Annotated in this window: 11 protein-coding genes; 4 read left to right on the top strand and 7 right to left on the bottom strand. The window is 62.1% G+C overall.

Annotated elements, in window-relative coordinates; all coding sequences use genetic code 11:
* Positions 1 to 131: 131 nt before the first annotated feature.
* Genes BCF44_RS19305 through BCF44_RS19285 form a run of 5 tightly spaced genes read right to left on the bottom strand, consistent with a single transcriptional unit; the run spans position 132 to position 3,670 of the window.
* Positions 132 to 2,246 carry a cell division protein FtsK gene (locus BCF44_RS19305; RefSeq protein ID WP_116175710.1) on the bottom strand — a complete coding sequence of 705 codons (2,115 nt, stop codon included), beginning with the start codon at positions 2,244 to 2,246 and terminating at the stop codon, positions 132 to 134.
* Positions 2,243 to 2,815 carry a hypothetical protein gene (locus BCF44_RS19300; RefSeq protein WP_116175709.1) on the bottom strand — a complete coding sequence of 191 codons (573 nt, stop codon included), beginning with the start codon at positions 2,813 to 2,815 and terminating at the stop codon, positions 2,243 to 2,245. The genes BCF44_RS19305 and BCF44_RS19300 overlap by 4 nt, the downstream gene beginning before the upstream one ends.
* Positions 2,812 to 3,141: a hypothetical protein gene (locus BCF44_RS19295; RefSeq protein ID WP_116175708.1), complete on the bottom strand. Its 330-nt coding sequence runs from the start codon at positions 3,139 to 3,141 to the stop codon at positions 2,812 to 2,814. The genes BCF44_RS19300 and BCF44_RS19295 overlap by 4 nt, the downstream gene beginning before the upstream one ends.
* Positions 3,138 to 3,479, bottom strand: a complete 342-nt coding sequence (locus BCF44_RS19290) for a WhiB family transcriptional regulator (RefSeq protein WP_246015281.1) — start codon at positions 3,477 to 3,479, stop codon at positions 3,138 to 3,140. Before BCF44_RS19290 ends, BCF44_RS19295 begins: the two co-directional genes overlap by 4 nt.
* Positions 3,476 to 3,670, bottom strand: coding sequence for a helix-turn-helix domain-containing protein (locus tag BCF44_RS19285; protein ID WP_116175707.1), 195 nt, complete (start codon positions 3,668 to 3,670; stop codon positions 3,476 to 3,478). The genes BCF44_RS19290 and BCF44_RS19285 overlap by 4 nt, the downstream gene beginning before the upstream one ends.
* A 156-nt stretch (positions 3,671 to 3,826) precedes the next feature.
* Between BCF44_RS19285 and BCF44_RS19280 the strand changes: the two genes are divergently transcribed.
* From BCF44_RS19280 to BCF44_RS19270, 3 genes are all read left to right on the top strand, one after another.
* Entirely contained in the window at positions 3,827 to 4,210 is a 384-nt protein-coding gene (locus BCF44_RS19280) for a YceH family protein (protein WP_116176007.1), read from the top strand.
* A gap of 130 nt (positions 4,211 to 4,340) precedes the next feature.
* Positions 4,341 to 5,888, top strand: a complete 1,548-nt coding sequence (locus BCF44_RS19275) for a helix-turn-helix domain-containing protein (RefSeq protein WP_116175706.1) — start codon at positions 4,341 to 4,343, stop codon at positions 5,886 to 5,888.
* Positions 5,888 to 6,238, top strand: coding sequence for a signal peptidase I (locus tag BCF44_RS19270; protein WP_116175705.1), 351 nt, complete (start codon positions 5,888 to 5,890; stop codon positions 6,236 to 6,238). Before BCF44_RS19275 ends, BCF44_RS19270 begins: the two co-directional genes overlap by 1 nt.
* On the opposite strand, the gene BCF44_RS19265 is transcribed toward BCF44_RS19270, so the two are convergent.
* A complete protein-coding gene (locus tag BCF44_RS19265; protein ID WP_116175704.1) occupies positions 6,210 to 7,745 on the bottom strand; it encodes a transcriptional regulator in 1,536 nt (511 codons plus the stop codon). The genes BCF44_RS19270 and BCF44_RS19265 overlap by 29 nt on opposite strands.
* A gap of 251 nt (positions 7,746 to 7,996) precedes the next feature.
* On the opposite strand from BCF44_RS19265, the gene BCF44_RS19260 reads away from it, so the two are divergent.
* Entirely contained in the window at positions 7,997 to 9,250 is a 1,254-nt protein-coding gene (locus BCF44_RS19260; protein ID WP_116175703.1) for a hypothetical protein, read from the top strand.
* Positions 9,251 to 9,298: 48 nt separating this feature from the next.
* On the opposite strand, the gene BCF44_RS54745 is transcribed toward BCF44_RS19260, so the two are convergent.
* Entirely contained in the window at positions 9,299 to 13,486 is a 4,188-nt protein-coding gene (locus tag BCF44_RS54745) for an NACHT domain-containing protein (RefSeq protein WP_147328540.1), read from the bottom strand.
* Positions 13,487 to 14,161: the final 675 nt, after the last annotated feature.

Raw genomic sequence — 14,161 nt, 5'->3', positions numbered from 1 at the left:
TCCCTGAGGTCCGTCCAGGACCTCGACCTCGGTCAGCTCGACCAGTATGGCAAGCAGTATCCGGCTCACCTGCCTGGTCAGGATAGGTAGTTCATCCGGTACGCGGACAACGATCCTCTCCTCATCGTCACTCATGCCTGATCACCGGCAGAGCCGATTTCATCAGCCGTAAGCCGCTCAACAGCGGTTTTGATCTCCGCCGTCATGTAGCCGCGCACCCGCCGCATCCCGTCGTCGGATGGCACGTACTGCCGGATCGGCCGGCATCCCAGCTCGCCCATCTCTCGTCCGAATGCCGTCGGCTCGACGTCCAACGCTTCGACCAGCTCGGCGGTAGGCACGAACTCACGCTCGTCCAACTCCGCGCCGAGTAGCCGCACGACGGATGCCAACGGTTCCGGCAGCTCGACCGGCCGCTGTACCTGCTGACCGGCACCGAGCGCCTTGACCACGGCCGCCGAGTCGATCGCCCGCCGCTCGTCGTCGCCGACCGCGTGCCCGGCGAGCGTCCCGGCCGCTTCCCTCAGCGCCCGCCCACGAGCACAGATCGCCCGCCACTCCGGGTTCGGCATGTAGTACGTCCGCACGGTCATCGCGAGCACATCGGCACCGGCGTCCGTCTCGCCGTCCGGCCGTAGGATCCCGACGCCCTTGTGACTCGGCAGCAAGGTGGACGCGTCATATCCGCGGGTGTTCATCTGCTCGCCGAGCACGATGTTCGAGTCCCGCCAATCCATCACCCGCAGTGCGAACCTCGACCCCAGCACCGCCCGCAGCCGCGAAGGGATCGTGTTCGAGTCCGGCCGCTGCGTCGCCAGGATGACGACGATCCCAGCCGCCGGCCCCTTCCGGACCAGGTACGCCAGCAGGTCCGCGATGTACTCGCCGAGCGTCGTCTTCTTGCCGCCGATCTGCTCCCGCGTAGGGTTCTCCAGGAACACCTGAACCTCATCGATCACCACCGCGGTGATCGGCATCCCCAGACTCAGGTCCCGCGAGATCGTCGGCGTGATCTTCGATTCCGGACAGACCTCATCGTCCAAAGTGGCCATCCGCGCGTAGCGGGATTGGACTTCTGCCACCAGTTCCACGAGATGATAACGGACCGCCTCGGCGTGAACCAGCTCGTCACCGCACACGAACCGGTAGGCGATTTGCTCGGCCGCCTCCCAGTCCTTGCCGCCCTTCCCATCGAACACGTACAGCCGCGCGTACGGGTCCAACACCAGCCCGGCAGCCGCCAGCCGAGTCGCGAACGTCTTGCCCTGCCTAGGAATCGCACCGACCAGAAGGGACGTCCATACCAGCGGAAGATCGATCCGCCTCTGCCGAGCATCCCGACCGAACGGCACCGGCCGCCAAGCATCCCACCACTCGACCTCGACCAACGGCGTACGCAGCGGCGGACCGACGTACGGATCCTCGTCAGCCACCCAAAGGAACACCCGACCAGCGTGGCCACCCTTGCCGCGGACCCGTTCGACGATCAGCTGCACCTCGTCCACCGCCAACGCTGACGCGAGCGCATCCCGATGCTTGATCACGTCGGCCGCCTTGCGCGTCGCCGGCAGGTCGACGGTGATTGCCCATCCATCACCGACCCGCGCCGCTCGCTCGACCAGCCGCAGCGACTCGTCCTTGCCGATCAGCTTCGCGTCCCGGAACGCATCGACGAGCACCTGCGGATCCATCGTCCAGGTGAGCGTCCGCGGACCGGCGAGCACCGGCTTTCGCCCCGGTGAACCGTCCTTCCGTCGACCCGTCACCGCCAACGCCATGGCCGCAACGCCGCCCGCGCACCAAAGCGCCACTTCGCCGTAGAGCAGGTGGACCACGACCAGCACGGCCGCCGAAGCCACTACGACGAGGCCGGTCACCTTCCACCGGAACAACGTCAGCGCCCGGATCTCCACGAACTTGTCCGCCAGCTTCTCGGACTGCTCGGCAGCTTCGCGGTAGTCGTGAACGCGCACCCAACGCCGCCACCCACGAACCGCCAGCACCGCACCCCGGCCAACAGCTCCGGCGAACCGAAACGGAAAGCGCACCACCCACGCGACCGCATCACGAGCCGCCTGCTCGGCCGCCTTCCGCGACTTCAGTGCCGCTGGCACGCGCCGTGAACGCATCCACCAGTTCATGAACCGGTGCTGCACCGGCCGTCGTGATACCGGCACGTCGTCGCCGACCAACTCACCCTCGAACACCGGATCCGCCGGCACCGGCAACGTCTCCCCGCCGCTCATGACTCGGCCCTCAATGCCGCCGCCAGCCGAGGCGACAACCCGCGCGAGCACCCCGTGACCTCGCGGATCCACGCCGGAGTCACCTCGACCTCCGCCGTCCGCGCAGCCCTCGCGACTGCGAGGTAATCCGCGAACGACGTCCGCCGCGTCTGTGAACGCTCCGGCTCCACCGACGGCACCGTGAACGCCACACCGAGCTTGTCGCGCAGCTCGGTCACCGCCTCCGCAGCAACGAACACCACTAACGGCGGCACCGAGTGCAGCACCACCAGAGCCGGCGAACCGACCTCGAACGCACTCCACGTGTTCATGACGTACGTGGCACCGAGCGTGAACCATTTCGCGGCACGAACCCAACCGCCCATCCGGATTCCCCGCCGAGCGGCCACCTGCTCCGCCCGCAGAATGGCCAGCAGCACCAGCGACACCATCGGGTCGAGCAGCCAGGCCGCGAACCACGCCAGCGACCACAACGGCGAACCTGCGGCCGCGAACTGCTGAACGTTGGTCATCGTGAACGCCAGCCCAAGCAGGATCCCGGTCCAGCAGAGCCGATCGACATCCTTCACCGTCGACCACCGCCCCGGCGACGTGGCTCGGACGTCGTCACCGTCAAGGCGCGTGTCAACGTGTGGGCAGCGAACAGCGCCGGCAACCCGAGCGTGGCCAGCGTCAGCCAGCTGCCGCCGCTGTACGTGATCACGATCCACTGCACGACCACGATTAGCGCCGCCGTGAACAGCACTCGCCCGACGAGCGAGACCAGCCGCGCCCCCGTGCGTGCAGCCTCAGCCGCTGCCTTTGCTCGTCGCGAACCAGCCCGCCACGCGAGTACCAGGACCAAAAGGACACCGACACCGGCCATGATCTGCGTCGGCGTGAGACTGAGCGTCATCGGGAGCCTCCCTCGGCGCGCTCGCCCCGCTGACGCCAGTACCAGTGCAGCGCCCGCCGGTCGTCCTCCACGAGCGCGCCCCACACGCCAACCGTGTGCTCGCCGGCCGTTCGTAGTTCAAGCTCCAGGCACTCGTCCTGGACCGGGCAGCCCGCGCACAGCCGCGCCGCCAGCGCCCGGTCGGTCAGGTGCTCCTCGTTCCAATCCGGCTCGCCCTCGACGCCTGCGTGCATGCAAGTGCCATCGCGCCGCACGACCTCGTCAAGCACCTCGTCTGGCACCCACCGCAGCCGATCAAGCTGCCAGGCGAGCACGATCAACCAGCGGTCATCCGTCAAGAGGCACCTCCGGACGGCTCACCGAGCAGCCGCGCCACGGCCGCCGCCGGAACGACGAGCCGGCCGCGCCGCCGGACGGTCCGCAGGCTGCCGAGCCGGACGGCCCGCGATGCGGTCGAGGGCTCGATGCCGAGGACCCACGCGGCCTCTCGGACGGAGTAGTAGGTCTGTTTGGGCATGTAAGTGCGCATGAGAATGTCCTTTGGGTGGGAAAGTCTGATGGTTTCAGCAGTATATTGTTGAAATCAGCGCACATCAGCGCGCGTTTCGCTAACCGCCGCCGTGTCATGCAGCCGATCGACGTGGAGCCGCTAATCTCGGCGCTGAGGCGGAGCGCGGAGGAATGGGTGTCTGAGGATTGGGCGGCAGTCGCCAAGGCCATCAACGAGCGCGTGAATGAGCTCGGATGGCGTCAGCGCGAACTCGCGGAGCGGTCGCACGTCTCGCAGGCGATCGTCCGCGAGGTACAGCACCACACCGTCGAGCGGCGCCGCAGTCCGCGGACGTTGGAGTCGCTGTCGACGACCCTCGGCTGGCACCCCAAACACCTGGAAGCCGTGCTGCACGGGCAAAGGCCGCCCGAGGCCGATGAGCCCGTGGCAGACGCCGGCGACACCCTGTGGTCCCGGCTCGACGCTCTCGAACAGCGCTTGGCCGAGATCACCGAGCGCCTCGACGGCATCGAGTCCGGCATCTCGACGGTCATCGACCACGTCCGCCCGGATCAGTAGGACCGGGCCGTTGGTTTCCGTGTTTCGCATGCCAGCAATTCCACTGCGAATCCACAGTGGAAACCATGCGCAAGCGATGCGAAACCAGCGCGAAAGCAGTGCGAAGTCTATTCTTGGGGGCGCGTGACCGATGGATTCGGTGAGCTGGACCGGCGAGACGGCGTGTGCGCTTCAGGCCGCGTTGCAGATGAGCAATGACGCGTTCGCCGCGCATCTCGGCATCGGCGTCCGTACGGTTGCCGACTGGCACCAGAAGCCCAGCACGAAGCCGCAGACCGGCATGCAGCAGGTTCTCGACACCGCTCTGGAGAACGCCAAGCCGGCCGCCAAGGTACGCTTCGCCCAGCTCACGGCTGGTCCATCCACCGCGCCGAGCGGTGCCGAACAGCGCCTCACCGCGGACCCGAACATCGTCGCTGGGCTCGATTGGCTCGACCACCACGCAGGATGGGAGCCGGGCACGGCTCGTGCCCGCGTGGCGGCCCGGCTCAGCAGGGTAGACATCCAGGCACTCCGCGATCGGGGAAGCCGCCGAGCGAGAGTGGATCAACGGCGAATCGCCGACGCTCTCGCTGACTACTACGGCACCCGAACCGCGCCGTATGGCACGTACAGCGCCACCTACGACGATTCGGTTGCCACCACGAGCATTCTCACTCAGCCCGATTGGCTCGATCTCGCCTGCCCGCTCGTCGCAGCGAACGACCGGCTTTCGGTCGTCCGAACCGCCGAGGACGCCACCACCTCGCTGACCGAGGACGCCACTGACCGAGCGATACAGCGACTCGCCGAGACGCTGGCGATGGGTACCCGTCTCGTCGACATGCCGCTGTACCGCCTGCTCGACATCGACGTCCGCAAGGGTCGAATCGGCGGGCAAACCGGTGTGTCGCGCTTCGTCGGCTACGCCGTCACGATGGACCTGCTCGAAAACGAACTCGTCGACGCCCTGGCCTCTGATACCCCGCTACACGGCTCGCTGCCGCTCCGCGATCGGTATCTGCCTGATCTCGCGTCCGTGCTCAACGTCTCCGACCGGCTGTGCGCTGGCGGCACGCTCGCGCTGTTGGCAATCGCACGCCCAGCGAGCCCGTTCCGTGGAGACGCTGACTACGTCCTGCTTGTCCAGGAACGCTCTGGCTACGTGCTCAATGCCGCCCGCCGCCTGGCGGTCATCCCGAAGGGCTTCCACCAGCCCATCAACGACATCCGTGCCGACGCCCAGATCGGCGCCACGCTCCGACGCGAGATGGAAGAGGAGCTGTTCGGCCGCGACGACATCGACAACACGGTGTCCGACGACCGCCGCGCCGACCCGATGCACCCGAGCCGGCTCTCCGAGCCGATGCGCTGGCTGATGGACGAGCCCGGCCGCCTGCGCATGGAGTGCACCGGGTTCGGCCTCAACCTCGTGAGTGGCAACTTCGAGTTTCCGAGCCTGATCGTCATCGAAGACGAAGAATTCTGGACCCGCTACGGCGGAATCATCGAAGCAAACTGGGAATCATCGAACCTGCACCAATACTCCAGCCTCGACCCCCAACTGCTGACCGAGCTGATCAGTGATGTAGCCTGGAGCAACGAAGGACTCTTCGCACTGCTGCAAGGACTTCGACGGCTGGCGGAGATCGGCGGGTCGCGCGTGGACATGCCGACGATCGAGTGGAAGGTGCAGTAGTGGCCCCCAACTGGCACCACGGAAATGCCGCCGACGAGGGTTCGGAGAACCGCGGCTGGATTCTGGGTCACTTCATGGACCCGGCAACAGGTGTCCGCTCGACAAAGGACGTCGAAGTCAAGTGGGGCACCCACCCGGCCGGCGACAAGCGCCCCGAGTGGACCTCCGACGACCAGCGCACCACGCTGCTTCTACTCGTCGAAGGCCGTTTCAAGCTCGACCTGACCGAGGGCAGCATCGTCCTCGAACGGCAGGGCGACTACGTCACCTGGGGTCCGGGCATTGACCATTCCTGGGAAGCGCTGACGGACGCCGTCGTCATCACCGTCCGCTGGCCGTCGCTTCCATAGTCGGCACGTTCACGCGCTCGCCGCCAAGCTGAGCCAAGCGCCGAAGCCCTTCACAGAACGCGAACAGGCCCTCATTGCTCCAGCTCTCGTCCGAGATCAGCTCGGTCAGCAGCTCGCGGTCGAGACTGGAGTACACCCGAAGCCCCGCCGATTCCCAGTTGGCCTCGATGTGCCCGCCGTACCGCGCCCAGAACTCGTCATCCTCAATGACGATCAGGCTTGCGAACTCGTAGTTCCCGCTGACGAGATTCAGCCCAAACGCGGTGCACTCCATCCGCATCCGGTCGTGCTCCTCCAGCAACCACCGCATCGGCTCCGACACCCGCCCCGGATGCATTGGCACCGCAACACGCCGAGTACCGGCGGTGCTGTCGACCTCGCCCCGGCCGAACAGCTCCTCCTCCAGCTCCCGCAGCAGCGTCACGCCGATCTGCGCGTCGGCCCGCACGTCGTTCATCGGCTGGTGGAAGCCCTTCGGGATCACCGCCAGCCGACCCGCCGCGTTGAGCACGTTCCCGGACCGCTCCTGCACCAAGAGCGCGTAGTCGGCCGGCCCTCGGTACCGATCCGCTGGCCTCGCGATGGCGCACAGCGCGAGCACTCCTCCCGCGCACAACCGGCCGGAGATGTCCAACGTGGACGCGAGGTCCGGCAAGTATCTGTCCCGCAACGGCATCGCCGACGCTCTCGACGCGACAGCATCGACGAGCTCGCGCTCCAGCAGATCCATCGTCAGCGCGTACTCGACGAAGCTCGTCGCCGTCACCGTCCCCGTGATCTTCCCCAGTCGGGCGTCGACCTCGACCAGACGGTACAGCGGCACGTCCGTCATCCGTACCCCCGCCCCGGCTACCTCCGCGAGCCGCTGCACCGCCGCGCCCAGGCTGACTTCGTCGCGCCACCGACGCGTAACCGGCACCTCAGGCACGAAGGCCAGTTGATCGCCTTCGCCAAGCGCGCACGCGAGACCTAGCCACCCCGGCCGCGTCACGATGCTCGTCACAACTTCCGTTGCACCGCAACGAATGCCGTACAGAACATGCCTGGGCGGCGGCTCGGCGTAGTACTCGGCAAGCGCGCCCGTCAACTGTGTTCGCCCGACGTTCCGGCGGGTCGCCGATCGCTCACCCACCACGCTGCCGCGCACCCTGCGCTCAGCTGTCCCCTGCGCCCAGCCTGCGTACTCGTCGAACCGCTCCAACACCGCATCGAAGCCCTCCCGGATCACCGGCATCTCGACACCCCGGCCGACCTCGGGCGGCTCCAGCAGCTCGTCAACGCTGACCCCGAGGATGCTCTCCAATAGTCTCGCCGTCGCCGGCCGCACCGCCCCAAGTGGCCGCCCCTTCGGCCCGCGCCCGGCGACGAGACGTTGCAGATGCCGAACACCGAGCGTCCCCGGCTCGCCTTGCTCGCGGGCGTACGTCTCGGCGTACTCCGCGAACTCCTCCAGCGTCTGCCGCCGCTCCCAGATCCTCTGTTCGAGCACCGTCCGGAAGGTGCGCACCTCAGACCTCCCGTCCCCGCGCCAGCCGTGTCGTCCCAGGTCGCCTTCATGTCGCCCGGAGATCGTTCCGCTGACGACGCGCTGATGACATGGTGATTTCAGTCTGACACGGACCGCTCCACCCGGTCACCCGAGCCGTCCGGCGGCGTGGCCTCCGCGCCGCCTCAAGCGCCGCCGGACACCCGCAGGGGCCGTGCGCCAGGTGCCCCGACCCTGGTACACGGCCCCTGCGCCAACTCCGCGAGGTCGCCATGCCGCACAGCCTTTCCCTCACCAACCGCATGGCAGACCTTCGCCACAGTTATACCGGCGAGACCAGGAGCGCGATCATCCCGGAGATCCAGGCCCGCCTGGCCACCCTCGACGCCGACGACCGCGCCCTGCTGAAGGCTGCTTTCGAGGGCACCCACACCGACCCGCTCCCGCAGCGCCTCCGCTCTGCGGTAATCCCTGATGCCGCCAGCTACGCCCAGCAGCACCTCGAAGCGTCTGTCCTCGACGCCGTCAGCCGCGCCGGCTCCCATCACCCCACGCTGCTACGCATGGTCCGCCCACGCTCCCACCACATCGCCCTGCACATCCAGCCCGAAGGCCTGGCCCCGCTCCTGCGCGAGTTGCTGCCATGCGAACACCACGACGGCACGTTCCACGGCATCCCCGGCCTCCGCGCCATCGTCCACCGCCGCCACGTTGAGTTGTATCTCCTGCACAGCATCCCGAAGGCGTCGCTCGTCCTCTCGGCCGTCAGCTACCGCAGCTGGCACGATGCCCTCGACGAGATCGAACCACCGCAGAACCCCTTGCGGTGGCTAGGAAATGATCCAACTCCCCTACGACCGGTCGAACTGAAGCTGGAACACGCCAAGCCTCACGCCCCAGTTGCCAGCGCCATCCTGCGCCGCCTTCGACTGTTTCCCGAGCCGCCTGAGGTCACGACCTCTCCCGAGTACCCCGGTGTCTGCGCCCTCGACTGGCACGGTGGTCCGTCCACAGCACACGTCGTGCGCGCCCTCGTCCATCAGCTCGGCGGGATCGCCACCACCGTCAGCCTGTCCCGCACCGACACCCACCTCGCCCTGGGCATCACGGCGACCCGCCTCCTGCTGCGCGGTCCTGACCTCCGAGCCACCACCACGACCACTCGGAGGAGTCCCGACATGACCGACACCCAGCACCCGCTGACCGCCGAGGCCCTATGCGCGCATATCGGCGAACACATCAACCGCAGCGACACTCACGCGTACGGTACCGACCCGGCAGATCCCCCCGCGGTCGGCCATACGCACACCACGATGGTGTTCGCGACGATCGGCGGGCGCCAGCGCTGGTTCAAGGTCAACGTCGAAGAGATCTACCCCGAGCCCGTCTCCGTGCTGTCGCCCGGTCACGACATGCTCGTCACTCTCGCTCGGCGCGCGGGCGTGTCCTGCCCAGCGTCCGGCTTCGGTCTGCCACCGATCATCCGACTCCATGAGTCCAGAAACCGCTGTCCCGAACTGTTGTGACTCATTTCGCCACATCGTACGAACGCACACGAGACTCGCTTGTATTCGCTACACATCTTGCAGCGGAAGCCCTAGGTCGTCCTCAAAAGCGCGAAGGCTTTGCTCCTCCATCGCCTGAAGCATCTCAAGCCACTCTACCATCTCAGATCTAAGTTCTGAATACGAAACCAACGGAATTAGCTCACATAGCAGTTCAATCCACTGAATTCTTCTGCCGTGATCCGCAAGGATCCGACTGCCTAGATTGCGTAGCATATCCATCTGACCTAAGTCATCGATCTCCACAAACAGAGCCTTCAGCAACTCCCAATCTTTGTACCCCTGCGGATATCGCACCAGAAAAAGAGCAGTGCAAACCTTTCTATGATCAAGATCATTAAGCATTATTATGCTTCGATGCAAATCGGCAAAGCCGGAAAAACGCACTGCAGTTCCGCTTATTCGATACTGCATCGGCACAGGGCCGGCCGCGGTTTCACAGAGCCTCACGATTGTCCTGCCGGCTCCTCGACGGACATCCATATCCATCGTCGAGTCGACGTAGACTTCCAGCATTTTACGTACCACCTTTTGCCAGCCTTTCCGATTCCACCCCCTAACCACGACTTGCCCTAGCCGAGAATGAAGTTCCATGCGCCCAATGCACGAAAGGCAGTCCAACATTAGATCGCGTTCGACTTCGCCGTTTGCTAGACCGTCAGCGAGCCATCCAAATAGGGCTTGCTTTGAGAGTTCGCCATCGAGATTTGCTAACAAATAATGCAGATATTTAACTCGAATTTCGCGCCATTCGGTTGACTTATTACCAACAACAAGCGAGCTTCGGTCAAGAAACGCTGCGACTAGTTGCGTAAAGGGCGCGCCTGTACGCAACCTCTCAATTAATTCCCCACACTCCACCCTACAGTCGACGCCGCGTTGCGGACCGGAATCCTGAAGGACAGTCGAAAGAAGCAAATCGTCCAGGACGAACGCTTGCTTGAATTCCAATGAAACGAACTTATCTAGCTGGACGTCGAGACCAAGCGCAAATCTGATCGCTTGACGGACTCCATTCTTTGGACTGTCAACGAAGTAACGCCATACGGCCTCTGCATGCTTACTAAAGCGTATACGTCCATTAGTACCCGAAAACGAAGCAACTACTCGGTAAAGCTCGCCTAAGTTTGGATGGCCGCCTTGAAGCGCGACCCCACGCAGAAAGTCGGGAATGACCCACCGGTTAGAACTTGCTGCCATCGTCACTGCGCAGACAAATGCATCATTTCCAGTCTCCTGAAAGTAGCTGACGCATTTCCTCACAGTACCGCGGGTGGGCTTCCCTAGCGCAAGGTGCACGACCCAAAAAACCGCCACCTCCGGCCGCCCAGGAGCCAGAGCCATACTGCGGCAATATCGATCGATCTGACCGGCGATCACCTCGTGCGGGATATGTAGATCTCCCGCTTCGACGGATTTCACATTGCCCCTCAATTGCGACCGTCGAAATGTACTATAGCGTGGTGCGAGAAAGTAGATCAGCGTAGCAAAAGCCTGTATTATCGCCAACCCGACATCGCTTGGCCATGTATTCTTAACCTCCTCCGTAAGGGCTTCACCCTCTACCAAGGAAATGGCCACCGAAGGAGACAGCATTGAAATTGTCCGCTTTGCAAGCTCTACCGTAGTGGCACTATTGCTCGCATTAGCTAGCGCCCTGAAAGAATCGCCAATGCTCCCCAGTCCATCCGCGACCACGAGTTCCGACACCCGCTCAATACCAACTTTCTCGAATATCTCGGCGACACGTTCGGCCTCAAGCGATACTCTTTGCGGGCTGGTCAGACAGTTCTTCAAGAGCGAATAATCGGTATCATTTCCCGATTTCATCTTCGATACCGCAACATTTATCAAGTCAGCTTCTTTTGATACCTTCATCGACATGTACAACACGTTACCAAGCCGTTGAGGCGCGAGGGTATTAACCTTCTCCATAAGCAGTGGCCCAACGAGGTCGTGTAAGTCTTCCTCAGGGAGCCTCATAATTAACTCGGAAACGATCGACATTCTCCGTAGCGACAAATCGGTTTCAAGTATTCTTAAGCCAACTTCCAGCAAGCTGCGTTGAAGGCGCCGGTTTGGCCCAAACGCCTTGTCGACCGCCAGTTCAAGAGCGAGCAGGCTGCCTCGTCGAACAAATACGTCCGGCATGCGTGTGTCGTAATCGCGACAGACTTCGATAAGCCCAGCCGACTCGCCCGAAAAGCTTCTACCAACTCGGCCGGCGAAAAATAGTGCTACATTTCTCCAATGGGTAAGTGAGCCAATTTTCTCGAAACGAGAATATCGTTGATTGGTGTCAACTGATGTGTCGGCTAGATGGCATGCGGCGAAAAATTCTTGCAACGATCTAAGCTCGAATCCAAATGCATCCTTGTGCGGCTCAACGATCAGCACGAGTCGCTCGTTTGATTCCTTTGTAATTCCATTAAACTGCTTGTCGCGCGTCTCCTTGGAGCTGTACGGATCAAAGTGCTTCAGATAGGTCGAAACTAGCCTTTCATAGCTCTTTCGCTCAAGGTAAGACTTCGTTGCTGAAGCCTTCGTGGACTCTTCATGAAGAATGTACCCTATGTATTTGTGCAACCCAATTAACAGCTCCTTATTGGAGCTGATAATGTTCCTCCCCTTAGCCGTTTCCCTTTTATAGATCACTTCAAGGTATTCGTCAAAGAGCGCCTCACGCTGCCTAGGCGGGGTACCTCCATTAGAGATGATTAGGACAAGGATCGTCACCTGCAGCGGCGTGTTCATCAATGGGCGAATCTGCTCATCATGAAGACACTCCTCGATATTTTCGCGCAACCTCTTAGCTTTGCCATACTCAAGGTCTCGCGCAGCGATCCATCGGTTCACGTAGTCGCGAATCTGGGGCGACTCAAGGCTTGTCAGCCTCAAATGAAGGAATCTATGTGGGTCAAATTGATCCGTGTAACCGGTGGGGCGAGTCGTCGCTAGAACTTGCATATCTGCGCGTAGAACATCGACACATCTTTGCGTGAACTCTTCGACACGATCAAGCAGAAGCTTCTGCAGTGCAGGGTCGGTAACCTCGTCGAGACCGTCGAGGATCAGCAACGTGGGATTCGCCCTAATGACGGTATGCAGGGCTTGCGCATCTATGCTTCGACTGCAATTTTGCCGAATGTGTTCACACAAATACTCGTCCAAGCTTTGCAAAGATTTCTGCTCGGCATCACTATTTTCACCGAGCCACTGCGCAAAGTCTCGAAGGATGACGCGCAGCGGTATCCGCGGAATGAGAGGTAAATAGAGCGGATTTATTGCAATGTCTTTTCCGAGTAGACTAGCCCTGTGCAGCTGTGCAAGATACTGGCCAATCGTCGACTTCCCTTCCCCGGGGCCGCCAACGAGAACAACTCTTTGCAAGGAATCGGTAAGTAACAGTCGAAGCGTCGGATAAGCCGCATAATCTCCAATACGCACTTGTAGGTCACCAAAGCGGCTGGCCGCCTCGCGCGTTATGACCCCAACAGGCGCACCGACCTCAAGTCTAGAATTCAGCTCAAAGAATACCTGCTGAATGCGCACCGGGTCCTTTACATCGCCAGCCTGCTCTAACTGAGCGTACTGATCACGATTGAATGTTCCGGCTAGAAATGCCTGCACCGTGATTGCGAGCTCACTAAGTCGCTCCTTGCGCTCTGCAAGAAGCTCTGCTATCACATCGCCAGGAACAATCAAGTGTAGATAGGACGTCCTGACGCCGACATACTTTTCAAGCATTCTGCTAACGTCGTCAAAACCCCAAACATGGATATTCTTGACAAGCTTTCGATACTTTGGTGAGATTTGTTCGATTATCTTGTCAAGAGTTCCAGTATCGGGATAAGGAGTTAGAGGTACATTCGTTATAAGTATATAGTTGTCACACCTTCTCTTGTACTTCTGCGTTATCTTCTGTAATTCTCCTTCAAGGTCGGCAAGTACTTTCTTGCGCGCCTTTTCGACCCCCAGCAAGTTAGTGTCATGAAACTTCGCTTGAAATATCCATTCACCATCCCACGTCTCGGTTTTTGACGGATACGGAGCCGTCCCCGAGAACGTGGCCTCCCGCCCACCGTCAGGCCCAGCGCCGAAGGTAATCGTACCGTTGCCTATGACCTCCTTTAGAAGCGCTTGCGAAAGACTTTCAAACTGATTGTCGCCAAGTGCGTCGAGATTGAAGCCAGACATGTCGAAGGTCTTCCCTCGCCAACTCGCGTGTCAAAGTTTTCGGTGACGTCGCACGTGTGTCATCCATTGTTACGGCCAGCTCACTTCCGTGATGAGATCGTTGCAATCAAGACCAGGGGACATCCGTTACCGCCGCCCACCAGCGCTGACAAAGAGATCACAGAAGCATCGCCAGCAAGCTATGCGCCTTCCTATCCGATGGTTTCAGCAAGCGTCATTTGTCAACGCCGAACACATCTAATCGCCGGACTCCGGTCGTATCGTTCTCCAACATGCCTGCTGGCAGTCGTAAAGCCGGCACTGGACACCCCGGGCCCTCGACTATGCGGCACGTTAACCTGACAGTTCCCGCCCTCCCAGTAACAAAGATCTGCTAAGCGGCTGGTCAGAAGATTCCTGACTCTGCGGGACATCGAACCCCAAGCCCGGGCCCCGCTGCCATCTCACGCCTTCAGCACTTCAAGTGGCAGGCGGAGAAGCCACACGGCTGCCGTCAAGCGGCAAGCATGCCGACGTACGAACAGGTGCGCGTGGGACGGGTATACAGCAACCTGTCCCGACAGTCGGAACAGCATTCCCGCAGGTCAAAGCCGCGCAAGGCTGTCCCAGAACTGGGACGGCCCTACGCACACCGGGGTCACACGGGACGGTTTCACCCGTGGCCGTCACATGGGG

It is taken from the genome of Kutzneria buriramensis (assembly GCF_003387475.1).
Taxonomy (GTDB): domain Bacteria; phylum Actinomycetota; class Actinomycetes; order Mycobacteriales; family Pseudonocardiaceae; genus Kutzneria; species Kutzneria buriramensis.
This window is presented reverse-complemented; position numbering and strand designations above follow the sequence as displayed.